We start from the raw sequence: 23,589 nt of genomic DNA on the forward strand, positions 1-23,589 counted from the left end.
ACCTGGGATCTCCGTCGGGGAAATGAGCACTCGAGCGGGCGCTCTCGTCGAGTGCTCGCTTCTCCACAGGCTGATGCGCCCCTTGCGTATGCCGCAGGGCCTCGTCAGGCGTACGCGTCGACCTCGTCGGGGGTGGCGCGCCGCACCACGACCCGCGTCCAGGCGCCCACGTAGAGGCGGTCGTCGTCGTCGAGCTCGGTCTTGGGTCCGACGGAGATCGCGCGGTCGGGCAGGGGCCCGGAGGCCGGCCCCACGAAAGTCCCGTTCGAGCTGCCGAGGTCCTCGACGAACCAGCGGGAGCCGTCGGTCGTCAGCTGCGCGTGACGGCGGCTGACGCCAGGGTCGGACGACAGGTCGATCTCGGGCTTGGTGTTGCGGCTCGTCGAGACGCGGCCGAGCAGGACGCTGCGGTGGCGCAGCGGCATGATCGTCGGCAGCCCGGGCGACGGGCACGGGTCGTCGGCCTCCTGGGTCTGGTACCAGTCGGGGTCGACCCACACCTCGGCCAGCCACTCGAATCCCGTGCCGTTGCTTCCGGCCTCGGTCGAGGCGGACCCGGCGGCGCCGTCGCCCGCGATGGCAGCGTCACCCGCGGCGGCGCGGGCCGCCTGCGCCTCGTCGGCCGTGACCGGGTCGCCGTGCGGCTGGGTGTCCTCGAGGTCGCCCGGTCCGGCAGCGGGGTCGCGGGGCATGGCGCCGGTGGTGAAGTCGTAGCCGCACGCCTCGCAGAAGAGGGCGCCGTCGGGGTTCTCGGTGTGGCAGTTCGGGCACTCGAGCGCCGTCGGCGCTGCGGGGGTCGAGCCGGCCTCGAGAAGGTCACCCGTCGCACCTGCGGCACCGGACGGCATACCCGGTGGGTCGAGGTCGAGCGACGAACCCGATGTGCCAGGGGAATTCGACGGGCCGGCCCCGGCAGCTGCGGGATCGCCGACGGCAGCCGGGGTGCCCCCGCCTGCAGGCTGCGCGCTCGCGTCGATGGGCGAGCCGCACGTGTCGCAGTAGTCGTCGGCCTCGGACGTGTGCCCGTTGGGGCAGACCGCGCTCACCGGCGCACCCGGCTCGTCTTCGTCGACGCCGTGTCGAGCGACATCTCGTCGATCTTCGAGGCGCCCTTCTTGAGTCGCACGGTGCCGGTGTCGGCGTCGTCGATCTCGACGACCTTGCGCAGGCGCGAGGTCATCTCGTCGTTGCCGGTGAGGCCGGCGAGCTGCACCGCCCGGCCGAGCTTCGACGTCGCGACGTCGTCCTGCCCGGCAGCCTTGGCGGCCAGGCCTTCCTGGATCACCGTCGCGAGCTCGGCCTGGCCCGTGTAAGCGGCGACCGCCGGGTCGATGCGCGTCGTCAGCGAGTCGTCGTTGCTCCACTTGGCCTTGACGAGCGCCTGCGCGACCGGGTCGCCACCGAGGGAGAACTGCACGCGGGCCGCGAGCTGCTCCTGTCCGAGCGTGCGGGCCGGCAGACGTACGGCGACGTGGTAGTCACGGCTCTCGTCGGACCAGGCGCCGGTCGGGTAGGCCCCGGTCAGCGGGTTGACGACCGTGCGCCGCGACGTGAGGTCCTCGAGCGTCGGCGACACCTGCTTGACGAAGAGCAGCTCGGCGCCCTGCGGCACCCACACCCGAAGCTCGGAGCTCGCGATGCCACGCGACATGGAGGCGCGCATCATCGCCTGGAACTCTGCGGCCATCTCCTCGGGTGCCGGGATGAGGTCGACCGTGCCGAGCAGTGCCGAGGCGATGCCGCGCACCTCGTCGACGCGCCACTGGTCACCCACGCCACGGCAGTCGCACTGGAACGATCCGACGCAGCCGCGGACGGCAGCCTGCAGCGACGCGGGCGTCTCACCCTCGTTGACGCCGTCGGTGAGCAGGATGGCGTGGCGCTTGGTCACGTGCGGGACGGTCTCGAAGATCTGCCGCGCGAGGGTGAGCCACGTGCCCATGGCGGTGCCGCCGTTGGCACGCAGCCCCTCGATGGCGCGGTTGGCCTCGCCTCGGGTGTGCGACGACATGGGCACGAGCGCGCCCTGGTGGCTGTACGGGTAGATGATCTGGGCGGTGCCGTTGCCCGACACGATCGAGAACAGCGTGCCGTCGACGATCTCCGCCAGGGCGGCCTTGGCGGCCTCGCCCGCCGCCGCGACGCCACGACGGCCCATCGAGCCGGACGTGTCGATGAGGATCACCTCGGCGGCCGACCCGGGGTCGGCGAGCCCTGCGCTGCCGGCTGAGGCTGCGCCCGCGGAGGCGCCCGTCGAGGTGACGCGGACGATCGCGTGCACGTCGGTGCCACCGTCGGGGAGGAACTCGTTCTGGAACACCTCTGCCGTGAAGTCAGCCATCGATCGCGTCCCCTTCCGTCGGCGCCGCGGTAGCGGTCGCCTCGCTCGTCGTCGATCCTCGCCCAGCAAGTCTGGCGAGGGCAACCGTGATGTTGTCGCGTCCACCCTGCTCGTTCGCGAAGGCCACGAGGGCCTCGGCCAGCGCCGTCGGGGTGGAGGTCGCGCTGGTGGCCGTGCTGGTGCTGGTGCTCGTGGTTGTGGTCGTTGCCGACTCGGCCGCCGCGTCCGAGCCGGTAGAGGCTTCGAGGCGGCCGGCCGCCTCGTGGAGCAGAGTGCGCAGGTCCTCGGCATCGGAGCAGTAGTTCCAGAGCCCGTCGGAGCAGACCATCAGCCATCCCGGCCCCCGCTGCCCGGCCGGCAGCGTGGTCAGGTGCGGGGTGAGGTCGTCGGGCGCGTCCTTGCCGAGCCAGCGGGTGATCGAGTGCGCGTGCGGTCCGTTCTCCGCCTCCACGCGCGGCACGCCTGCGGCCATCTGCTCCTGGGCGAAGGAGTCGTCGCGGCCGAGCTGCAGCGCCGGCTCGCCGGCGGCGTCGGGCAGCCAGTAGACGCGGCTGTCGCCGACGTTGCCGGCGACGACGACGTCGTCCTCGACGACCGCGGCCACGATCGTGCACGAGGGCGGGTTGGGCACGTCCTCCTCGACGCACGTGGCGACGGCCTCGTTGGCGCGGGCCACCGCGATCGTGAGGGCGCGTCCGGCGGTCGCGGCCCAGGCCTCCGGGGTGCCGGCACCCTTCGGGAAGGGCTGGTCGAGCACCGCCCGCGCCGCCTTGGCTGCGGCGAGCGAGGCGATGTGCGAGTCGGTGGCCATCGAGACGCCGTCGCAGACCACGAGGACCGCCCGGGAGCCGGGGGCCTCGGTGGCGCTCAGCGACATGGCGTCCTCGTTGCGGGCGTGGCGCTTGCCGATGTCGCAGACCCCGCCGACCCACGTCGCGGGTGACTCGACGAAGTGGTCGCGGGGGTTCGGCGGCGGGGTGCCGCACTGGTCGCAGTAGCCGTCGACGATGTGGCCCTGCCCGCACGCGCGGCAGAGCAGGTCGTCGACGGCGGCCGGTGGCACGGCAGCCGACGGGACGGCACCGGTCCAGCCGACGTCGAGCGGCGACTCCTCGCCGGCTGGTGCGGTCTGTGGCGTCGCCGAGGTCAGCACCGTGCCGTCGGAGGCGGCAGGGCCGGCGGCGGACGCCGCAGCCGCCGCAGATGTGGCAGACGGGGGCGTCGCGCCGGGCCCGGAGGTTGCCGTGAGCACGACCAGGTCGGCGCCGCACGCCTCGCAGAAGCTCGACTCGGCTGGGTTGACCGTGCCGCACGCGTGGCAGGTGCGGGAGGCCGCTTCAGCGACATGCGCCGTCGCCTCGGGCTGCGGGGATCCCGTCGTCGGGGTGTCGGTCACCAGAGGCTCCAGGGTCGGATGGCGTTGGCCTCGTCGACGAGGGGCACGCGCTCGGACAGGTCGGGGGTGCGCTTGGCCAGCTCGCGCAGGGCGTCCTCGAGCCCGACTCGCAGACCGTTGGGAGTGCCCTTGTGGGTGCCGAGGCGGATGTCGGCCTTGTTGCCGGTCTTCTCGACCGTCTCGAGCGCCTCACGGTAGATCAGCGTCGTGAGCTCGGCCCGGCGCCGCGCCGACAGCGAGGTGTCGTCGAGGGTGCGCAGCGCCTCCGCGAGGTCGGGGAGTCCGCGGTTGGCCTTGGTGAGCAGCTCGGCGAGTCCCGCACGGGCGGTGCGGTAGGCGCTCGACTGCGGGGGCACGAGCCGGTATGCCGCCACGGCGCCGTCGACGTCGGAGCGGGCGGCGCGGATGCGCGCGAGCCCGAAGGCAGCCATGGGCACGTAGGTCGCATCGGTGCGGGCGCAGGCCACGTAGAGGTTCTCGGCGACCGCGTCGTCGCCGGCCTGCTCGCAGGCCTGGGCGAGTGCCAGCTTGGGCGCGAGCTCACCCGGCACCTGGCCGTAGACCGCGTTGAACGCCGCCTGCGCCGCACGGGCGTCGTTGCGCTCGAGGGCGGCGAGGCCCTGGATCCAGACGGCGCGCCACTCCCACGGGTCGGCGGCGAGCAGCTCACCTGCCGTCTTCTCGGCGACGTCGCCCTTGCCCGCCTCGAGCGCGGTGCGCGCGGTGTCGAGGAGGACCTCCGTGGTGCGCGCTGCTGCTCGGCTGAGCACGCCGAGCCGCTCGGCGGGCGTGCCCGTGACGGTGCTGAGCCAGCCGGTCTGCGGGTCGTGGGGGTCGCGCCGCAAGGCCGGGAGGTTGCGCCAGTCGTCGGGCTCGACGCCGGGCGTCGGCACGTCGAAGAGGAGCGAGCTCACGGTCGTCGCGGCCGCGCCCGAGCCCCGGTCGAGGGCGACGACCTCGCGCAGCACGCCGACCATCTGCGAGCGCAGCTCGTCGGCGGAGACGAAGCGGTCGTCGCGGTTCGGCGCGCAGGCCTTGGCGACGAGCCGGTAGAAGGAGTCGTAGCGCTGGAACACCGGCACGGTGTCCTGCGCGGGCAGGGTGTTGAGGTAGGTCGTCTGGTAGCCCCGGAACTCCATCGTCAGCACGACGAGGGTGCGGCCGATCGTGTAGATGTCCGAGGCGACCGAGACCCCGAGCTCGGCGACCTCGGGTGCCTGGTAGCCGACGGTGCCGAAGATCGCGGAGTCCTCGTCGTCGGCCCGGCGCACGCCACCGAGGTCGATGAGCTTGACCTCGTCGCCGACCTGGATGATGTTGTCGGGCTTGAAGTCGCAGAAGACGAGCCCGAGGTCGTGGAGGTACTGGAACGCGGGCAGGATCTCGAGCAGGTAGGCGAGGGCCTGGTCGACGGGCAGTGGGTCGTACTTCCCGGCAGCCTGTAGCCGCTGCTTGAGGATCGACTTGAGCGACGTGCCACCGACGTACTCCATGACGATGTAGCCGGCATCGTCGTGCGTGACGAAGTTGTAGATCTCGACGATGCTCGGGTGCGACACCTGCGCGAGGAAGCGCTGCTCGGCGATGGCGGCGGCGAGCGCGTCGGGGTCGGCCGAGTTGAGAAGGCCCTTGAGCACGACCCAGCGGTCGGAGACGTTCTTGTCGCGGGCGAGGTAGATCCAGCCGAGGCCGCCGTGCGCGAGGCAGCCGGCCACCTCGTACTGCCCGGCGACGAGGTCGCCCGCCTTGAGCTTCGGGTCGAACGAGAACGGGTGGCGGCAGTTGGCGCAGAAGCCGGTCGTGCGACCCGGCTTGCCGTCGCGGCCGCGACCGACCGGCTCGCCGCACTTGGGGCAGAAGCGCTTGTTCTCGGGAACCGTGGGGTCCTTGAGCAGCGCCTTCGCCGCGTCGATCTCGGGGGCGGGCCGCACCGTCGTGATGCCGCCGCCGAGGCGGGCCGATCGCAGCCGCTGGGAGCCGCCGGTGCGACGGGTGGCGACAGACCCCGACTCGCGGGCTCGCTTGGACCCCAAGGCCGCCGACGCGAGGTTGCTCGACGCCGCCGAGCGCGTGGACATCTCGGGCCCGATGCCGGCCGTGCCGTTGCCGGCGCTGCCACTTCCGCTGGCCCCGTCGGGGTCGGGAGCCGGGGAACCGGCGTATGCGGCGACGCCCTGCTGGTCTGCCGGGGTGCCGCAGACGTTGCAGTAGCCGGCCTCGATGGTGCCCGAGCAGCCCGGCTGCAGGCACGCGCCACCCTCAGCGATGCCGGCCGCAGCGGACGGCGCGGGCGGGACCGGCAACGACGCCGCCACCGAGCCCCCCGATGCCATGGAGCCAGACCCCCCTGCGGTGGCCCTGGAGCCGCCGGCACCGGTCGAGCCTGCGGTCGGAGCGGTGACACCGCTCGCCGCACCGGCGAGCGGTGCCGGGGTCGAGCCCGCGGCCATGCCGCAGACGTCGCAGTAGCCGTCGACGATCGTGCCGGAACAGCCCGGCTGGGTGCAGGTCATGGGCGGGGCCTCTGCGTTCGGGGTGCGGACGGGCGGGCGGGGCTGGGCGAGCGGCGAGCAGGTCTGGTGACGGCTTCGACGTACGCCTGGTACGCGGCAGCGAGCGCACGCGCGCGCCCGATCGGGAGCGGCTTGGTCGCCAGGGTCTCATCGAGCCGGGCGCGCAGGTCGGCCACGTCGGACTGCGCCTCGGGCGCGAGGGTGGCCGCGGCGGCCATCGCGCCGACGGCGCCGGCGAGACCGACCACCTCGTCGCGCTCGGCGAGGCCGGCGGCATACGTCTCGTGGGCGAGGTCGAGGGCCCGCGAGACCCGCTCGAGCTTGTCCCGGTATGCCGCGAGCTCGGCCGCCGCCTGCGGCACGGGTCCCAGCGCGCGCACGTTGGGGATGGCCAGGTGCGGCGCGGGTGTGATGGCCTCGAGGCAGGCCCGCTCGAGGGCGCGGATCGCCGCGGCGCGGGCGTCGAGCTCCTCGACCTGCTGCTGGGTGCGCACCCTGCTGCGGGCTGCCGAGGCGCGCTCGGCCGCAGCGACGATGAGGTCGCGCTCGAGCATCGCGACGTCGATCTCGAGCGGCCCGATGATGCCTCCGACGTCGGCACCGCGACGGGCCCGCTCGACGAGGTCGTCCATCCGCCGGTCGAGACGGGCGAGCTTCTCGGTGGCGTCGTCGCGCTGGGCGCCGGCCGGAACGAGCGGGATCTGGTCGCGTGTGCGCTCGACTCCCGCGCGTACCAAGGTGATCCGCTGGGTGGCCTCGGCGGCCCCGGGTGCCAGCGACGCGCGCGCCTGGAGCGTGCGCGTGAGCGAGTCGAGCAGCCGACACGCCTCGGGCAGGCTCACCGCGAGCGACCCGCTCGAGGGCAGCGACAGGTGCTCGGTCGTGTTGGAGTCGAGCCGGCCGTGGATCAGGGTGGAGAGGCGCTCGGCCTCGACCGGGCCGACACGGCCACCGTCGAAGGTCGTCTCGAGCAGCGTGAGCCGATCGCTGACGGCCTTCCAGAAGGTCAACGCCACGGTGAGGTCGTTGGTGATCGCGACCTGCTCGGCCTGCGAGAGCTTGAGCACGGCGCGGTCGACCTCGCCGAGGTCGGCGCGGCGCTGGGCCACCCACTCGCGCAGGGCGTTCAGGTAGGTCTGGGCCTCGGGCGCCTGGACCGGCACACCGAGCCGTCCGGGGGCCGCGGGTGCGACCGCTCCGGGGTCGGGGTGGCTCTGCGGCACTGCTGTCATCGCCCGTAGACCGGGGTCGGGGGCGCCGGCGCCGGGCCGAGTGGGGCAGCGAGCCAGCGGTTGTAGATCGCCTTCCACTCGCCGTCGGCCTCGAGGTCGGCGATGACACGGTTGACGTAGCGCGCCAGGTAGGTGTCGGCCTTGTTGAAGCCGAGTCCGTAGGGCTCGACCGTGATCGCCTTGGCCTTGGTGATGACGGTGTTGGGGTCCTGCGCGGCGAGGCCTGCCAGGACGGTGTCGTCGCCGGTGATCGCGTCGGCCTTGCCCTGCTGGAACAGCACGAGGCAGCCCGTGTGGTTCGGGGCGGTGACGACCTCCGGGCCGCCACTCGTCTGCTTGGCGACCTGCTCGAGCTTGGTCAGGGAGGTCGTGCCCGTGGGGGCGCAGACCTTCCTGCCTTTGAGGTCCGCGAGTCCGAGGTTGGCGGCGTCGGGGATGTTCTTGCCGACGAGGACCTTCTGGCCGGAGCGGTAGTACTCGGCCGAGAAGGCGATGTCGTTCCACCGGTCGCAGGTCATCGACATGTTGCGCGCCACCATGTCGACCTGCTTGGCCTCCAGGAGCGGCAGTCGGTCGGCGGCGGTGATGACGCGGAACTGCACCTTGCTCGGGTCGCCGAAGATCGCCTTCGCGACCGCGTGGGACATGTCGATGTCGAAGCCCTCGAGCGTTCCCGTGAACGGGTCGCGGGCGCCGAAGAGGTAGGTGTCGGCTGACACGCCGACCGTGATGAAGCCCTTCGTGTAGAGGTCTCGCATCTTCTGGTCGGTGATCTCGCCGCGGCTCGGGAGGCTCGGCAGCGGGTCGTAGGACTGGGTCGCGTTCTGGCACGTGGGCGCAGGAGCGGCGGGCGCGGCCGTGGCGGGCTTGGGCGCGACGGTGGTGGGCAGGGGCGTGTCGGCGTACGTCACGCCCGAGCAGCCGGCGAGCGCCGCGAGTCCCGCGACGGTGGCGAGGGCGCCGACCCGACGACGCCACTGGTGCAGGCCCGGACGGCTGGTGGTCTGCGTGCTCATCGGTACTCCTCGATCCGCTGGCCGACTCCCCGGACGATGAGCCACGACGCGGCCAGCGCGGCGAGGGCCACGAGGACGGCGAAGAGGGGTGCGCTGCCACCGAGCCCCTGCAGCTTCGTGACTGTGGCCTTGGCGGCCGCGTCGCGTGCTTGGGCGACCTTCTGGTCGAACTCGTCGAACGTGCCCGCAGCCCCGGCGGCGGTGGTGTTGGTCGAGGCCTTGACGGCGTCGTCCCACCGGCCGCCGTCGTCGAGCTTGCGCACCTGGACGTGAGCGCCTGTGTAGGCGTTCCACAGGCCCGTCAGCTCGGCCCCGTTGCTGATGCCGCGGAGCCCGTTCTCGACGGTGGTGCGGTCGGTCTTCCATGACGCCTCGTTGGAGGCTCCGGAGCCGCGGCGGATCAGGGTCAGGCTCTCGTTGGCGCGGGCGTCGTTGGCGGCTGTCGTGATGTTCGCCAGAGAGACGGCCTGCTGGTAGTTGCCGCGGGCGACGTCGCCGGTCGCCGTGCCGATGCCACTGATCTGCGTGGCCGCGACGAAGAGCGCCACGAGCAGCAGGGCGATCGCGCCGCTGAGCGAGCGGTTGAGGTAGCGGTGCGTGCGGCGGGCCAGCCACACGGCGAGGGCCACGAGCCCGATGAGCGAGACGACGCCGACGAGCAGCTGCAGGCTCGAGTTGCTGCGGTCGAACTCCGTGCGGGAGCGGTCCTCGTTGGCCGCGACGATCTGCGTCACGATCGGGATCGCGTCCGCGCGCAGCCCGGCGCTCGCCTGGGTGAGGTACTGGGCGCCGACGGGGAGCCCGAGGCGGTTGTTGGAGCGCGCCTGCTCGACGAGGGCGGCATACGCCTGGACCTTGACGGACAGGGCGCCGAGGGCGTTGCCGTCGGCGGGCTGGGCCGCGGCTGCCTTCGCGAGGCTGGTGGCGACGCGCGAGAGGGCCTGTTCGTACTTCAGCCGCGAGTCGGCGGACTCGAGACCGCCCACGAGGAAGGCGTTGGTGGCGACGGCGTCGGCGCGCAGCAGGTCGACGTGGATCGACTGGACGCGCACGACCTGGTCGGTGTTGTTGGCCGCCCGCTGGACGGCGGCCTGCGAGGCGAGCAGCGCGTTGGCGCTGATCGCCCCCAGGATCACGGCCGCGAGCACGCCGAGGAGGCCGAAGAGCCGCATGCGCCCGGGTGTGCCGTGCAGCAGCCGGCCGGCGAGGGTGCGGGCGCTGGGGAGGCTGCCGGCGATGGTGCGCGGCTGGCCCTGTTGGCCGCCGGACGTGCTGGACGTGGCCCCAGCCGGGACGGCGACGGGGATGTTCGTCGTCGGTGCGCTCATGCAGTGTCCTCGTCGCTATGGTCGGGCTCGTCGTCCGAGAGTGCCTCATCGATTCCGGCCGGACCATCAGGGTCTGCCCTGACCGCCACCGGGTCGGTCCCCGAGGTCTCGGGTTCGTCGTCGTGCTGGTGGTCGGGCTGCTCGTCTGGCTGGTCGGTGAAGTCGCTCGCAGTGAGTAGACGCAGGTCGTCGCGCGTCGGCTCCGTCGCGTCCTTGAGCCGCCAGGCGTGCCGACCGACCGCGTGCTCGAAGAGGTTGCGGGAGAAGCGGCCGTTACCGAACGCCGGCGTGCGCGGCGCCGCCTCGAAGACGTGACGTACGCGCTCGTGGGCGTCGTCGGTCAGCTCGTAGTCGCTGCCCTCGGCGATGGAGTCGAGGATCGCGAGCAGCTCGTCGTCGGAGTAGTCGTCGAACTCGATGGTCGTCGTGAAGCGGCTCGCGAGGCCGGGGTTCTGGGCGATGAAGCCCACCATCGGGTCGGGATAGCCGGCCACGATGACGACGAGGTCCTCGCGGTGGTCCTCCATCTCCTTGACGAGGGTGTTGACCGCCTCCTGGGCGTACTGGTCGCCGGTGAGGGCGTACGCCTCGTCGATGAACAGGACGCCCCCGCCGGCCTTGGCGCAGACCTCGGCGGTCTTCATCGCGGTCTGGCCGACGTAGCCGGCGACGAGCTCGCTGCGGTCGACCTCGACGAGCTGGCCCTTCGGCAGGAGCCCCAGGGCGCGGTAGATGCCCCCCACGAGGCGCGCCACGGTCGTCTTTCCGGTGCCGGGGTTGCCGACGAAGATCAGGTGTCGGCTCATCTTGGGCGCCTTGAGCCCGGCCTCGGTGCGCATCTTCTCGACGGTCAGCAGTGCGACCTGTCGGTGGATCTCCTTCTTGACCCGGTCGAGCCCGATCATGGCGTCGAGCTCGGCGAGCAGCTCCTCGACCGACCTCTCGGGCACGGCAGGCTGTTGCGGCTCGGTCTCGGCAGGAGCGGGCTGGGCCTGGGCGACGGCGCCGTCGGACGGGCCACCCTGCGCCACAACGGGGTCCATCGGTCCGGGCACGGTGGGTCGCATCGTGTCGGGGGATCCGAGCCCGAAGCCGGGCGCGCCCGGCACGTCGGACAGCCCAGGCCTCCCAGGTATGCCGGGCATCCCGGGCAGGCCGGTGCGCTCTGCCCCGGGGAACGCGGGGATGGAGGGGACACCGTGGGCCGACACCCGCGCGGCTGCGAGGTAGGCGCCCGAGGCGGCCGAGGCGTTCGCGATGACCCAGATCGGCGCGGTGCCGAGCATGACCGCGGACGAGGCGACCTCGGTGAGCGCCTCGGCGTACTCGTCGGCGAGGTCGTGGCGCGCGGCGACGAGCGACTCGAGCAGGTCGGTCGGGGCGGCGCGCCAGCGGCGCCCACGCGAGGCCGCGTCGAAGAAGGCCTCGTTGATGCGGCCGAGGTCGGTGACGCCCGGGTGGGCGACCTCCGCCCAGGCTGCGGCGGCGCCCGGCACGGCCTCGGCGAGGGCGGCCGCGACCCGCAGCCCCTCGTCACGAGCAGCGGCAGGGTCGAGGCCGGCCTCGGCTGCGACGTCGGTCAGCAACTGCAGGCTCTCGGCGAGGCGGGACTCGTCAGTGCTCGTGGGGCTCATGGGCGTTCGGGGATCCTCACTCCGGTGGGGCCAGCCGGCCGGGGGACGCCGCGTTCGTCGCCGCGTTGGTCGCACCCGCCGGGCCAGTTGTGCCAGTCGGTGGTGCTGACGGTGGTGGTGGCGGGGCGACCTGGACCGGGTCGGGCCCGAGGCCCAGCACGCCTCCGGCAGAGGCGTGCCCGAACTTCTCCTCGAGGAAGGCCCCGTGGATGATGATCGCCTCGGCGTCGGCGCGGTTGACGGCGTCGTAGACCTTGTCCATCGTCGTGCCGAGCAGGTCGAGCTGGTCGACGAGCAGCATCACCGAGCTCTTGCCGGCGGCGATGGGCCTGGTGTCGGCCCAGTCGCGGGGGAGGCGCAGGTAGTTGCCGATCGCGACGGGCAGGTAGTCGGTGACGGTCGCCATGACGCTGAAGCCCTGGCTGCTGCCGAGGCCCAGGTTGGAGAGCCGGGGGAGCGCCTGGCGCACGATGCGCGTGACGCGCAGCAGGCGGGAGAGCACGACGCCCGGCACCTTGCCGTCACGGGCCTGCTGCTCGATGGCGTCGAGCGCCTCGAGCAGCTGCTCCGTGGTCGGTGGCCCCTGGCGTACGGGCTCGGGTGCCTCGGGCTCGCCCAACCCGAACCACGACCGGATTCCCACTGCGTTGTCCCCTCTGGTGTCGGCGGGGCCGACCGCCGGCCGGCCCCGCTCATCCTGCTGCACGGGTCGCGCATCGGCGACCCCGCCTCACCTCACCGGCGCGTCACGCGCCGGCCACCTCGCACTCTTCTGCCGTCGGACCCCTCTCAGCGCCTCTCAGGGCTCTCAGCGGCCCGAGCCGAGGTCGAGCAGTCCGGGGGCGGAGTTCTCGGCGCGACGTGCGTCCTGCTTCGAGACGCGGTCGAGGTAGCTGCGCGACTTGGAGACCTCGGTCTCGAGCGTGCCGATGGTCGCCGCCATGTTGTCGAGGGCCCGCACCTTGAACTGGTCGATGGTGTCCATCGTCTCGTAGATGTTGGCGAAGGCCTTCTGCAGCGACTCGATCGACAGGGTCGAGCTGGCCGACTGCTCCTGGATGCGCGCCGAGTTCTGCTTGAGCGCCTCGGACGTGCGCTCGACGATGCCCGACGTCGTCGTGTTCAGCGCCGTGATCTGGTCGAGCACGAGCTGCTGGTTGTTGAGGGCCTGGGCCACGATGACGGCGGTGCGCAGGGCCGACACGGTGGTCGTCGTGGCGCGGTCGACACCCTTGATGAGCTCGATGTTGTTCTTGATGATGATGTCGATGGCCAGATAGTTCTGGATCGAGACCGCGAGCTGGGTCAGCAGGTCCTGGTGCTTCTGGCGCACGTAGAACAGGACGTCCTCGCGCAGCGCCTTGGCCCGGTCGGGGTCGCTCGCCTCGAGCGTCGCGACCTGGGCCGCGAGCTTGGCGTCGAGCTTCTCGGCGACGTAGACGTACTGGTTGAGCCGGCCCATCGACTCCCAGAGGTTCTTCTTCTCGAGGTTGAGGGCGACGTTGTCCTTGACGAGCTCGTCCTGGCCGCTCTGGAGCGAGTGCAGGATGCCGTTGAGGTGGCTCTGCGCCGACTGGTACTTGCGGAAGTAGTCGGTGACCTTGTCGCCGAACGGGATCATGCCGAGGAACTTCTTGGCGCCGGTGGCCTGGCCCGGGTCGAGGTCCTCGACGGTGCGGCGCAGGTCGAGCAGGGTCTTGCCGACCTTCGAGTTGCCGGAGAGCCCACCCTCGTTGAGCGCCTTGACGGGCATCTGCAGCATGCGGTTGCTCGACTCGGCGGCGAACTTCACCTCGTCGTTGCCCATCGACCGAACGTCGGCGGCCTTGTGCTCCCACTCGGGGGAGCGGGCGGCGGCCTTCATGAGGGAGTCGAGGTAGGTGTCGACCTTCGCGTCGAGGCCGGGGAGGGCTGCCTCGGGCACGGCCGGGGCCATCTTCGGGGCCGCGGTCTCGGCGACGGCCGCGGTGGGGGCCGGCGCGGTGAGGATGAACGCCTCGCCGGGTGGCGGCTCGAGCGGGGCCACCTGGGCGGGTGCGGCTGCCTGGGCGGCGGGCTGGTCTGTCATCTCCAACGGGTCCTTCCCTCGCGTGCGGTCACGTCGGCGACGCGACCGAAGTCCCCACCCGTCGAGACGCACCCGGGGGCTCGTCCCGAGTTGCTCCGTGCGTGCTCAGGGCGGTGGGGCGGTGCACTGCTGGGGTGAACCGCACACGCCTGCGGCGCGCTCGTCGGGCGTACGGCCACTCTACGTGCCGTGCGCCTGCGACGGGATGGCGATCGCACCGGTTCCGACGCCGACGAACGAGCCCTCGAACGTGCTCTCGAACGGGTCGGCGACGTGCCGACAACCCGCCGACAAACCACCGACGGACGGGAGACGAGAGTGCGACCGTGGCGCGGAGTCAGGGGAGGTTCCGTGCCACGGCCGCTTCGTGGGTACCCACACCTTGGGAACGGGTGGGGTTACCGGCGGGTTCCCGGAGCGACGCCGCGTCCGACCCCGCGTCTGACCCGGCGCTCGACCCAGGCGCTCGACCCCGCGTGCGACCCGCGCTCGCCCCCGCGTTCGACGCGCACTGAGGTCGTCCTCAGCTGAACTGCCAGGACCGCTTGGACAGGCCGAACCAGAAGCCGTCGATGACGCTCTTGTTGTCGAGGCCGCCGGACTCGTAGGCCGCGCCGAGGGTGACGAAGAGCGGCGCGAAGTGCTCGGTGCGCGGGTGCGCCTCGTGCGCGGCCGGAGCCTTGTCGAGGAAGTCGAGCAGGCTGTCGACGTCCTGGGCCTTCATGGCCTCCTGGGCCCAGTGGTCGAACTCGGCGCTGGCCTTGGGCGGCAGCGCGTCGGCGCCGGCGCGCGGGTTGAACCAGCGCAGGTTGTGGGTCGTGAAGCCGGAGCCGACGATCATGGTGCCCTGCTCGCGCAGCGGCGCCAGGCGGCGGCCGATCTCGAAGAGGCCGCGAGGGTCGAGCGTCGGCATCGACATCTGCAGGACCGGGACGTCGGCCTCGGGGAACATCTCCTTGAGCGGCACGTAGGCGCCGTGGTCGAGGCCGCGGGCCTCGTCACGGTGCACCTGGTGGCCGGGCCACGTGAGCAGCCTCGTGACGTCGTCGGCGAGGCCGGGTGCAGCCGGGGCGTCGTAGGTGACCTCGTAGTACTTCTGCGGGAAGCCCCAGAAGTCGTAGGTGAGCGGGGCGCCGGTCGTCGAGCCGAGCGTCGTCGGGGCGTCCTCCCAGTGGGCCGAGACCATGAGCACGCTCTCGGGCTTGGGTAGGTCGGTGGACCACTCGGCGAGCTCGGCCGTCCAGCGCTCGTCGTCGGCGAGCGGCGGGGCGCCGTGGCTCAGGTAGAGGACGGGGGCGGTGGTCATGGCGGTCCTTCCGAGTTTTGTTGAACAATAAACTAACACGTCCAACGCGGCCTTGCTCGCCATCATTCCCCACCACGTATGCCGTCCGGCAGCCTTTGCATCGCCCCCGGCGCACTCGACCGACGGCGGGGCGACGGACTCCGGGAGGGCGGCATACGCCCTCGGGGTGGGCCCGCCCGGCGGGTCGGGGCGCGGATGTCTGGGCGCCCTTCCCGGCGCGGGCTGTTACCGTCGGTCCGCGTCCACGCAGACGCAGCGACGAATCCGCTGCTCGTGAGATGCGGGAAGTTGAAGGTGCACCATGGCCGCAGGAAAGGGCCGCAAGCTCGTCATCGTCGAGTCGCCCGCCAAGGCGAAGACCATCGCCGGCTACCTCGGCGGCGACTTCGAGGTCGAGGCGTCCGTAGGTCACATCCGTGACCTGCCGAACCCGTCCGAGCTGCCGGCCGACATGAAGAAGGGCCCGTTCGGCAAGTTCGCCGTCGACGTCGACAACGGCTTCGAGCCGTACTACGTCGTCGACCCCGACAAGAAGAAGAAGGTCGCCGAGCTCAAGCGCCTCCTCAAGGACAGCAGCGAGCTCTACCTCGCCACCGATGAGGACCGCGAGGGCGAGGCCATCGCGTGGCACCTCCTCGAGGCGCTCAAGCCGCGAGTTCCCGTGAAGCGCATGGTCTTCCACGAGATCACCCGTGAGGCGATCCAGCGCGCGGTCAACGACACCCGCGAGATCGACACTGCGATGGTCGACGCCCAGGAGACCCGGCGCATCCTCGACCGCCTCTACGGCTACGAGGTCAGCCCGGTGCTGTGGCGCAAGGTCCGCCAGGGCCTCTCGGCCGGTCGCGTGCAGTCCGTCGCCACCCGCATGGTCGTCGAGCGTGAGCGCGAGCGCATGGCGTTCGTCCGCTCCTCCTACTGGGACGTCGAGGGCGACTTCACCCCCGACAGTGCGAGCCAGCAGTTCACCGCGCGGCTGTCGTCCGTCGACGGCACCCGCGTGGCCACCGGTCGCGACTTCGCCGACGACGGCCGCCTGACCGGCAAGGGCGTGGTGCACCTCGACGAGGCGCTCGCGACCCGTATCGCCGAGGCCTGCCTCCCGCAGCGGGCGCGCGTCACAGACGTCCAGGAGAAGCCGTACACCCGCCGCCCGTCGGCCCCGTTCACGACCTCGACCCTCCAGCAGGAGGCGTCGCGCAAGCTGCGGCTCTCGTCGAAGAACGCGATGCGCGTGGCGCAGCGGCTCTACGAGAACGGCTACATCACCTACATGCGTACCGACAGCACGACGCTGTCGGACGCCGCGACGACCGCCGCCCGCAGCCAGGCCCGCGACCTGTACGGCGCCGAGTACGTGCCCGACAGCCCGCGCCGCTACGAGAAGAAGGTCAAGAACGCCCAGGAGGCGCACGAGGCCATCCGCCCCGCGGGTGACCGGTTCCGCAGCCCGGCCCAGGTCGCCGGGTCCCTGCGCGGCGACGAGTTCGCCCTCTACGAGCTGATCTGGAAGCGCACGGTCGCCTCGCAGATGGCCGACGCCCGCGGCTCGACGGCCACCGTCCGGCTGGCGGTCGACACCGCCGTCGAGGGCGCGCAGACGGTCGAGTTCAGCGCCAGCGGCACCGTCATCACCTTCAAGGGCTTCCTCGCCGCCTACGAGGAGGGTCGTGACGACGAGGCCGCCGCGCGCGCCGACGCCGCAGCCGAGGAGCGCCGCCTTCCGAAGCTGAGCGCCGGGGTCGCGCTGGAGGTCGTGCGCGCCGAGGCCGACGGCCACGAGACGAGCCCGCCCGCCCGCTACACCGAGGCCACCCTCGTCAAGGCGATGGAGGAGCGCGGCATCGGCCGACCCTCCACGTATGCCGCGACGATCGGCACGATCCAGGACCGCGGCTACGTCTTCACCAAGGGCCAGGCCCTCGTGCCGACGTGGCTCGCCTTCGCCGTGACGCGCCTGCTCGAGGAGCACTTCACGAGCCTCGTCGACTACGAGTTCACCGCCTCGATGGAGGAGGACCTCGACCGCATCGCCAACGGCGACGAGGGCCGCGTCAACTGGCTGAGGCGCTTCTACTTCGGCGAGGAGGCCTCGAGCGGCGCCGGGCTGAAGAGCCTCGTCGACGACCTCGGCGAGATCGACGCCAAGGAGATCAGCACGATCCCGATCGGCGAGGGCATGGTCGTGCGCGTCGGCCGCTACGGCCCCTACGTCGAGGAGGTCGCGCCCGCCGGGGTCGACCTCGCGACCGGTGAAGTCGCCGACGGCGCCGACGTCTCGAGCACTCCCCGCCGCGCGACGATCACCGACGACATCGCGCCTGACGAGATGACGCCCGAGAAGGCGCGCGAACTGCTCGAGGTCGCGGCCGACGACGGCAAGGTGCTCGGCCAGGACCCCGAGACGGGCCGCGACATCGTCGCGCGGGCCGGCCGCTACGGCCCCTACGTCACCGAGGTCATCGACGACGACGAGGCGCCTGCCGCCGACAAGCCGAAGAGCCGCAAGGCTGCCAAGGTGAAGCCGCGCACGGCCTCGCTCTTCAAGGACATGGAGCTCGCGACGCTCACCATCGACGACGCACTCAAGCTGCTGTCTCTGCCACGCGTCGTCGGCGCCGATGCCGAGGGCGTCGAGATCACCGCGCAGAACGGCCGCTACGGCCCGTACCTCAAGAAGGGCACGGACTCGCGCTCGCTGACCACCGAGCAGCAGCTCTTCGACATCACGCTCGAGGAGGCACTCGCGATCTACGCGCAGCCCAAGCAGCGTGGTCGGGCCGCCGCGACACCGCCGCTCAAAGAGCTCGGCGCCGACCCGGTCAGCGGCAAGCCCGTCGTCGTCAAGGATGGCCGCTTCGGCCCGTACGTCACCGACGGCGAGACGAACGCGACCCTGCGCAAGGACGACGACCCCGAGGCGATCACGCCGGAGCGCGGCTACGAGCTGCTCGCCGAGAAGCGCGCCAAGGGCCCAACCACGCGCAAGCGCGCCGTGAAGAAGACCGCGAAGAAGACGGCGAAGAAGACAACGACGCGCAAGACCGCCACCAAGAAGGCGACCACCCGCAAGGCCTGACTCTCGATCGCAGCGCGGCGACGGAGTGTTCTCTCGATCGCCGGGTCCTGTTGGCCCATTGCGTATGCCGTCGAGTGGCCCTCCCGCTCGCCCGGTGCGTCGCGCTAGCGTCTGGTCGTGATCACGACCAGACCCCTCGAGGCCGACGACCGGGAGCGGTGGGAGCAGCTGTTCCGCGCGTACATGACGTTCTACGAGCGCGAGCTCGACCAGACGGCATACGACCGGGCGTGGCGTGAGTTCACCTCTGGCGCAAGGATGCACGCCTTTGTGGCGGTGCTCGACGGCGACGTCGTCGGCCTGACCCACTTCCTCGTGCACCCCAGCACCTCGGGTCCTGACGTCTGCTACCTCCAGGACCTCTTCACCGCGACCGAAGCGCGTGGCAGGGGCGTCGGCAAGGCGCTCATCGAGGCGGTCGCGGAGTGGGCCCGAGACCGGGGGTGCAGTCGGGTCTACTGGCAGACGCACGAGACCAACGCGACCGCTCGACGGCTCTACGACGACGTGGCGGTTCGTGACGGGTTCCTCGTCTACCGCTTGCCGCTGTGAGCGTCGGCGGACAGTGAGAGGCTGACGACATGGCAACCGTGGTGTTCGTTCATGCCCATCCCGACGACGAGGCCTCGCAGACGTCTGGGTCGATGGCCCGCGCCGTCAGCGAGGGGCACCGCGTCGTCCTCGTCGTCGCGACCAACGGCGACCACGGTGACGCGCCCGACGACCTCGCCGACGGCGAGACGGTGGTCCACCGGCGCCGGGCCGAGGCGGCAGCGTCCAACGCGGTCATCGGTACTCACCGCGTCGAGTGGCTCGACTACGCAGACTCGGGCATGACCGGGTGGGCCCAGAACGACCACGAGCTGAGCTTCACCCGCGCCGACACGGAGGAAGCGGCCCAGAAGCTCGCTGCGATCCTGCGCGACGAGGCCGCCGACGTCGTCGTCGGCTACGACTGGCACGGCGGCTACGGCCACCCCGACCACGTCAAGGTGCACGCGGTGACGAAGCGCGCGGCCGAGATCGCGGGCACGCGCCGCTACCTCGAGAGCTCGATGAACCGCACCGCGATGATCCGCTCGCACCAGGCGGCGCTCGCTGCTGGGCTCGACGTCGGCGACTGGGACCCGGGTGCGCCCATGGACGACGGCAACCCTCTCGGCAGCACCGAGGAGGAGCTGCACTGGGCCTGCGACGTCGGCGAGTTCCTCGAGGTCAAGCGTTCGGCGCTCAAGGCGCACGCGAGCCAGTCGGACGCCCAGGGCATGCTCCAGATGCCCGAGGCGTGGTTCGCCGAGGGCTTCTCCTGGGAGCACTTCGTCGAGCCCGGACGCCCCGACGGGATGGTCACCGGGTGGTTCCTCGACGAAGAGACCGTCCGGTAACCTACTCGCGGTAACAATGCCGTTCTCCACCGGAGGGACCACCATGTCCGACATCGACTTCACCACCGCCAGCGCTGACGAGCTCGCCGCCGTCGAGCCGGGTGAGTTCATCCGCATCGTCAAGGAGATGTCCGACAAGGACGTCAAGCAGGTGATGGAGAGCGCCAACCGCGAGCCGATCATCGCGGCGATCTTCTCCCGCATGCCCGACCTCTTCCGCGCCGACCGCGCCGGCTCCACGACGGCGACGACCCACTGGAGCATCAGCGGTCGCCCCGACGGCGGCGCCGACAAGTGGACCGTGCGCTTCGCCGACGGCTCGTGCACGACGCTTCCCGGCCACAACGGCGACGCGACCCTGTCGCTCGCGATGTCGCCCGTCGACTTCACCAAGGTCATCACCAAGAGCGGCAACCCGGTGATGATGTTCATGACCGGCAAGATCAAGGCCAAGGGCGACCTCGGACTCGCCGCCAACATCGCCAACTTCTTCGACATCCCCAAGGCCTGAGGCGCCGGTCGTGGCCGAGTTCTCGCTTGCCCTGAACGACGACCAGACCGAGATCCGCGACTGGGTGCACGGCTTCGCCGCCGACGTCGTGCGCCCGGCCGCCTCTGAGTGGGATGCGAGGGAGGAGACGCCGTGGCCGGTCATCCAGGAGGCCGCGAAGAACGGCCTCTACGGCTTCGAGTTCCTCGCCCAGTGCTGGTCCGACCCCACCGGAATCTCGATCAACCTCGCCAACGAGGAGCTCTTCTGGGGTGACGCCGGCATCGGCATGTCGATCTTCGGCACCACCCTGGCCGTCGCGGCGATCTACGGCTCGGGCACGCCCGACCAGATGGTCGAGTGGCTGCCCCAGTGCTACGGCGACGCCGACGACCCCAAGCTCGCCGCCTTCGCGACCACGGAGCCGCAGGCCGGCTCCGACGTCGGTGCGATGCGCACGCGGGCGCGCTACGACGAGGCGGCTGACGAGTGGGTGATCAACGGGCAGAAGGCGTACATCACCAACGGTGGCATTGCGAACGTCCACGTCGTGACGGCCGTCGTCGACCCCGAGCTCGGGTCGCGTGGGCAGGCGGCGTTCGTCGTGCCCCCCGGCACGCCGGGTCTCGAAGGGGCCAAGAAGCTGCGCAAGCTGGGCCTGCGCGCGTCGCACACCGCCGACGTCTTCCTCGACGACGTGCGCGTGCCCGGCTCGTGCCTGCTCGGCGGCAAGGACAGGCTCGACGAGCGCCTCGCCCGGGCCCGCGAGGGCGGCGCCTCGAGCGGACAGGCGGCGATGCGCACGTTCGAGATCTCGCGGCCCACGGTCGGGGCGCAGGCGATCGGGATCGCCCGGGCGGCATACGAGTACGCCCTCGACTACGCCAAGGACCGCGTCGCGTTCGGCCGCCCCATCATCGAGAACCAGGCGATCGCCTTCGCCCTCGCCGACATGCGCACCGAGATCGACGCCGCGCGGCTGCTCGTCTGGCGGGCGTCGTGGATGGGCCGCACCAACCAGCCGTTCACGGCGGCCGAGGGATCGATGAGCAAGCTCAAGGCCGGCGAGGTCGCGGTGGCGGTCACCGACAAGGCCGTGCAGATCCTCGGCGGCGCCGGCTACGTCACCGACCACCCGGTCGAGCGGTGGTCGCGCGACGCCAAGATCTACACGATCTTCGAGGGCACGAGCGAGATCCAGCGCATCGTCATCGCCCGCGCCATCAGCGGCGTCCGCATCCACTGACCCCACCCCGCCCCGCCCGCCCCGCCCCCCACCTCCTCAACCGTCGAAAGGCCAAAGTTCGCGGCCTGCGACACCTCGAAAGGCCAAAGTTCGCGGCCTCTGCGAAGTCGAAGGGCCAATCCTCGCGACGAGGATTGGCCCTTCGACATCAGGGACCCAGCGAACTTTGGCCTCTCGACGGTTGGGGTTGGGGTTGGGGTTGGGGTTGGGCGGGTCAGACGACGAGGTTGAGCAGCAGGACGAAGGCCAGGCCGGTCACCGACAGGATCGTCTCCATGAGCGACCACGTCTTGATGGTCTGGCCGACCTTGAGTCCGAAGTACTCCTTGACGAGCCAGAAGCCGGCGTCGTTGACGTGCGAGAAGAAGACCGAGCCGGCGCCGATGGCGAGGACCATGAGCGAGACCTCGTTGGTGGACATGCCGGCCGCGAGGGGCGCGAGGATCCCCGAGGCGGTGACCGTGGCCACCGTCGCCGAGCCGGTGGCGAGACGGATGAGGACGGCCACGAGCCAGGCGAGCAGGAGGATCGACAGGCCACTCCCAGAGATCCAGTCGGCGACGAGCTGACCGATGCCGGTGTCGACGAGGGTCTGCTTGAAGCCGCCGCCGGCAGCGACGATGAGGATGATGCCGGCGATCGGGGCGAGCGAGGACTCGAGCGAGGAGCTGACCTCCTTGACGCCCATGCCGGCGCCGCGACCCAGGGTGAACATCGCGAGGATGACCGCGATGAGCAGCGCGATGAGGGGCGTGCCGAGGAAGTCGAGGACGGTGCGGGCGAGCGTGCCCTTGCCGGCGAGGATGTCGGCCAGCGCCTTGCCCATCATCAGGACGACGGGAGTCAGGACCGTCAGCATCGTGACGGCGAACGACGGGCGGGGGCCGTTGTCCGACTCGCGCGCGTCGAACAGGTCAGGTGCGGGGACGTCGACCCACCGGGCGGCGAAGCGCGCGAACCACGGGCCGGCGATGGCGATCGTCGGGATGGCCACGAGGATGCCGAAGCCGAGCGTGACGCCGAGGTTGGCCTTGAGGGCGTCGATGGCCACGAGCGGGCCGGGGTGCGGTGGCACGAGGCCGTGCATGGCCGAGAGGCCGGCGAGGGCGGGGATGCCGACGCGCACCACGGACTGCTGGGAGCGACGTGCGACGAGGAAGATCACCGGCATCAGCAGGACGAGGCCGATCTCGAAGAACATCGGCAGGCCGATGATGGCGCCGACGGCGGCCATGGCCCAGGGCAGCGAGCGGGTGCCGCTGCGGCCGATGATCGTGTCGACGATCTCGTCGGCGCCGCCCGAGTCCGCGAGCAGCTTGCCGAACATCGCACCGAGGGCGATGAGGGTTCCGACGCCGGCGGCGGTGCTGCCGAAGCCCTTGGTGTAGCTGTCGAGCACGTCGGCCATGGGCACGCCGGCGATCGCACCGACGGTGAGCGCGCCGAGGGTCAGCGAGAGGAACGGGTGCAGCTTGAAGCGCACGATCAGCACCACGAGGACCGCGATGCCGATGAGCGCGGCGGGGACGAGGCGCGCGGCAGGGATGTCGGGCAGTGCGTCGGCGGCGAGCGCCGAGGAGGGCAGCAGGTAGAGCAGGTCGGCGGTCATGGGCGGGTCGCTTCCGGGTCGCGGGCGTTCAGGAGGGTGAGGGACTGCGTGACGAGGTCGTCCACCGGCTGGTCGACGTCGAGCACGGAGCCGTGCTCGTCGGACCCCAGCGGCTCGAGGGTCGCGAACTGCGACTCGACCAGGGCCGCGGGCATGAAGTGTCCCGGGCGGCCGGCGACCCTTGCCGCGATGACCTGCGGGGTGCCGTGCAGGTGGATGAAGTACGCCTGGGGCGCGGCGGCCGTGAGGACGTCACGGTAGGCACGTCGCAGGGCGGAACAGCTGACGACGCCGCCGGTGTCGGCGTGCGAGGCGAGCCACGCGCCGATGATCCCGAGCCACGGGCCGCGGTCGTCGTCGGTCAACGGGATGCCGGCGGACATCTTGTCGATGTTGGCCTGGGGGTGGAAGTCGTCGGCGTCCGCGAAGGGGACGCGCAGGCGCTGGGCCAGAGCCGCGCCGACCGTGGTCTTCCCCGAGCCGGAGACGCCCATGACGACGACCAGTGGTGGGGGGTGGTGCTGCAGGTTCGAGGACATGCTCCGTGACTCCTTCGTCCGGCTCGATCGCTCTCATCGTCGAGTCGCGAGAGCCAGAGTGCAGCAAGAAGGGCGTCTTATCAAGTCATTGTTCAAAACAAATCAGATTTATTCGAGCGCCCGCCGAAACACAGCGGTTGTGTGACAGGCTGTCGCCGTGCCAGCAGCCCGCCGCCCCGCCCTCCATGCGAGCGTCCTCGACACCCTGGGGCGTCAGGTCGTCTCGGGTGACCTGGCGCCCGGCACGGTGCTGCGCATCGACCAGCTCGACGAGCGCTACGGCGTCTCCCGGTCGGTGGTGCGCGAGGCGATCCGGGTGCTCGACTCGATGGGCCTGGTCGAGGCGCGCAAGCGTGTGGGCGTCCGCGTGCTGCCGAGCTCGTCGTGGAACGTGTTCGACCCGCGGG

General features: G+C 71.4%; 19 protein-coding genes. 6 read left to right on the forward strand and 13 right to left on the reverse strand.

All coding sequences use genetic code 11. The annotated features are described in order from the left end of the window. Positions 1-104: 104 nt before the first annotated feature. The 11 genes from AC1DE0_RS13420 to AC1DE0_RS13470 form a co-directional block, all read right to left on the reverse strand. Positions 105-1,046: an FHA domain-containing protein gene (locus tag AC1DE0_RS13420; RefSeq protein ID WP_478101269.1), complete on the reverse strand. Its 942-nt coding sequence runs from the start codon at positions 1,044-1,046 to the stop codon at positions 105-107. Beyond that, positions 1,043-2,341, reverse strand: a complete 1,299-nt coding sequence (locus tag AC1DE0_RS13425; RefSeq protein WP_478101271.1) for a VWA domain-containing protein — start codon at positions 2,339-2,341, stop codon at positions 1,043-1,045. Before AC1DE0_RS13425 ends, AC1DE0_RS13420 begins: the two co-directional genes overlap by 4 nt. Beyond that, positions 2,334-3,737 (reverse strand): protein phosphatase 2C domain-containing protein, encoded by a 1,404-nt coding sequence (locus AC1DE0_RS13430; protein WP_478101273.1) that lies wholly within the window; start codon positions 3,735-3,737, stop codon positions 2,334-2,336. Before AC1DE0_RS13430 ends, AC1DE0_RS13425 begins: the two co-directional genes overlap by 8 nt. After that, entirely contained in the window at positions 3,734-6,250 is a 2,517-nt protein-coding gene (locus AC1DE0_RS13435; RefSeq protein WP_478101275.1) for a serine/threonine-protein kinase, read from the reverse strand. Before AC1DE0_RS13435 ends, AC1DE0_RS13430 begins: the two co-directional genes overlap by 4 nt. Beyond that, complete coding sequence (locus tag AC1DE0_RS13440) at positions 6,247-7,482, reverse strand: hypothetical protein (protein ID WP_478101277.1); 1,236 nt, start codon at positions 7,480-7,482, stop codon at positions 6,247-6,249. The genes AC1DE0_RS13435 and AC1DE0_RS13440 overlap by 4 nt, the downstream gene beginning before the upstream one ends. After that, entirely contained in the window at positions 7,479-8,498 is a 1,020-nt protein-coding gene (locus tag AC1DE0_RS13445; protein WP_478101279.1) for a glutamate ABC transporter substrate-binding protein, read from the reverse strand. Before AC1DE0_RS13445 ends, AC1DE0_RS13440 begins: the two co-directional genes overlap by 4 nt. Further along, positions 8,495-9,826 carry a hypothetical protein gene (locus tag AC1DE0_RS13450; RefSeq protein WP_478101281.1) on the reverse strand — a complete coding sequence of 444 codons (1,332 nt, stop codon included), beginning with the start codon at positions 9,824-9,826 and terminating at the stop codon, positions 8,495-8,497. The genes AC1DE0_RS13445 and AC1DE0_RS13450 overlap by 4 nt, the downstream gene beginning before the upstream one ends. Then, positions 9,823-11,460 (reverse strand): AAA family ATPase, encoded by a 1,638-nt coding sequence (locus AC1DE0_RS13455; protein WP_478101283.1) that lies wholly within the window; start codon positions 11,458-11,460, stop codon positions 9,823-9,825. Before AC1DE0_RS13455 ends, AC1DE0_RS13450 begins: the two co-directional genes overlap by 4 nt. A gap of 16 nt (positions 11,461-11,476) precedes the next feature. Beyond that, positions 11,477-12,103, reverse strand: coding sequence for a hypothetical protein (locus AC1DE0_RS13460; RefSeq protein ID WP_478101285.1), 627 nt, complete (start codon positions 12,101-12,103; stop codon positions 11,477-11,479). Positions 12,104-12,268: 165 nt separating this feature from the next. Further along, a complete protein-coding gene (locus AC1DE0_RS13465) occupies positions 12,269-13,528 on the reverse strand; it encodes a toxic anion resistance protein (RefSeq protein WP_478101287.1) in 1,260 nt (419 codons plus the stop codon). 523 nt (positions 13,529-14,051) lie between these two features. Next, entirely contained in the window at positions 14,052-14,834 is a 783-nt protein-coding gene (locus AC1DE0_RS13470) for a dioxygenase family protein (protein WP_478101289.1), read from the reverse strand. Positions 14,835-15,135: 301 nt separating this feature from the next. On the opposite strand from AC1DE0_RS13470, the gene topA reads away from it, so the two are divergent. The 5 genes from topA (at position 15,136) to AC1DE0_RS13495 (ending at position 21,034) form a co-directional block, all read left to right on the forward strand. Continuing rightward, positions 15,136-17,913 carry a type I DNA topoisomerase gene (topA, locus tag AC1DE0_RS13475; RefSeq protein ID WP_478101291.1) on the forward strand — a complete coding sequence of 926 codons (2,778 nt, stop codon included), beginning with the start codon at positions 15,136-15,138 and terminating at the stop codon, positions 17,911-17,913. A gap of 117 nt (positions 17,914-18,030) precedes the next feature. Continuing rightward, positions 18,031-18,465, forward strand: a complete 435-nt coding sequence (locus tag AC1DE0_RS13480; protein ID WP_478101293.1) for an N-acetyltransferase family protein — start codon at positions 18,031-18,033, stop codon at positions 18,463-18,465. A gap of 29 nt (positions 18,466-18,494) precedes the next feature. Next, on the forward strand, positions 18,495-19,298 hold the full coding sequence (locus AC1DE0_RS13485) for a PIG-L deacetylase family protein (protein WP_478101295.1): 804 nt from the start codon (positions 18,495-18,497) through the stop codon (positions 19,296-19,298). Positions 19,299-19,341: 43 nt separating this feature from the next. After that, on the forward strand, positions 19,342-19,809 hold the full coding sequence (locus AC1DE0_RS13490; RefSeq protein WP_478101297.1) for an SCP2 sterol-binding domain-containing protein: 468 nt from the start codon (positions 19,342-19,344) through the stop codon (positions 19,807-19,809). A 10-nt stretch (positions 19,810-19,819) separates the two neighbouring features. Then, positions 19,820-21,034, forward strand: a complete 1,215-nt coding sequence (locus AC1DE0_RS13495; RefSeq protein WP_478101299.1) for an acyl-CoA dehydrogenase family protein — start codon at positions 19,820-19,822, stop codon at positions 21,032-21,034. A 214-nt stretch (positions 21,035-21,248) separates the two neighbouring features. Here AC1DE0_RS13495 and AC1DE0_RS13500 read toward each other — a convergent pair whose 3' ends face one another. Both AC1DE0_RS13500 and AC1DE0_RS13505 read right to left on the reverse strand, forming a co-directional pair. Continuing rightward, positions 21,249-22,643: a GntP family permease gene (locus AC1DE0_RS13500; RefSeq protein ID WP_478101301.1), complete on the reverse strand. Its 1,395-nt coding sequence runs from the start codon at positions 22,641-22,643 to the stop codon at positions 21,249-21,251. Next, positions 22,640-23,182, reverse strand: coding sequence for a gluconokinase (locus tag AC1DE0_RS13505; RefSeq protein WP_478101303.1), 543 nt, complete (start codon positions 23,180-23,182; stop codon positions 22,640-22,642). Before AC1DE0_RS13505 ends, AC1DE0_RS13500 begins: the two co-directional genes overlap by 4 nt. Before the next feature lie 157 nt (positions 23,183-23,339). On the opposite strand from AC1DE0_RS13505, the gene AC1DE0_RS13510 reads away from it, so the two are divergent. Further along, a partial coding sequence (locus AC1DE0_RS13510; protein ID WP_478101305.1) for a FadR/GntR family transcriptional regulator occupies positions 23,340-23,589 on the forward strand: 250 nt, incomplete at its 3' end.

This window comes from Terrabacter sp. 05T424, assembly GCF_056396225.1.

Bases quoted from the DNA above. Each gene is read 5' to 3' on its own strand.
- AC1DE0_RS13425 (WP_478101271.1), bottom strand. From the start codon at position 2,341: ATGGCTGACTTCACGGCAGAGGTGTTCCAGAACGAGTTCCTCCCCGAC.
- AC1DE0_RS13435 (WP_478101275.1), bottom strand. From the start codon at position 6,250: ATGACCTGCACCCAGCCGGGCTGTTCCGGCACGATCGTCGACGGCTAC.
- AC1DE0_RS13440 (WP_478101277.1), bottom strand. From the start codon at position 7,482: ATGACAGCAGTGCCGCAGAGCCACCCCGACCCCGGAGCGGTCGCACCC.
- AC1DE0_RS13445 (WP_478101279.1), bottom strand. From the start codon at position 8,498: ATGAGCACGCAGACCACCAGCCGTCCGGGCCTGCACCAGTGGCGTCGT.
- AC1DE0_RS13450 (WP_478101281.1), bottom strand. From the start codon at position 9,826: ATGAGCGCACCGACGACGAACATCCCCGTCGCCGTCCCGGCTGGGGCC.
- AC1DE0_RS13455 (WP_478101283.1), bottom strand. From the start codon at position 11,460: ATGAGCCCCACGAGCACTGACGAGTCCCGCCTCGCCGAGAGCCTGCAG.
- AC1DE0_RS13465 (WP_478101287.1), bottom strand. From the start codon at position 13,528: ATGACAGACCAGCCCGCCGCCCAGGCAGCCGCACCCGCCCAGGTGGCC.
- AC1DE0_RS13470 (WP_478101289.1), bottom strand. From the start codon at position 14,834: ATGACCACCGCCCCCGTCCTCTACCTGAGCCACGGCGCCCCGCCGCTC.
- topA (WP_478101291.1), top strand. From the start codon at position 15,136: ATGGCCGCAGGAAAGGGCCGCAAGCTCGTCATCGTCGAGTCGCCCGCC.
- AC1DE0_RS13485 (WP_478101295.1), top strand. From the start codon at position 18,495: ATGGCAACCGTGGTGTTCGTTCATGCCCATCCCGACGACGAGGCCTCG.
- AC1DE0_RS13490 (WP_478101297.1), top strand. From the start codon at position 19,342: ATGTCCGACATCGACTTCACCACCGCCAGCGCTGACGAGCTCGCCGCC.
- AC1DE0_RS13500 (WP_478101301.1), bottom strand. From the start codon at position 22,643: ATGACCGCCGACCTGCTCTACCTGCTGCCCTCCTCGGCGCTCGCCGCC.
- AC1DE0_RS13505 (WP_478101303.1), bottom strand. From the start codon at position 23,182: ATGTCCTCGAACCTGCAGCACCACCCCCCACCACTGGTCGTCGTCATG.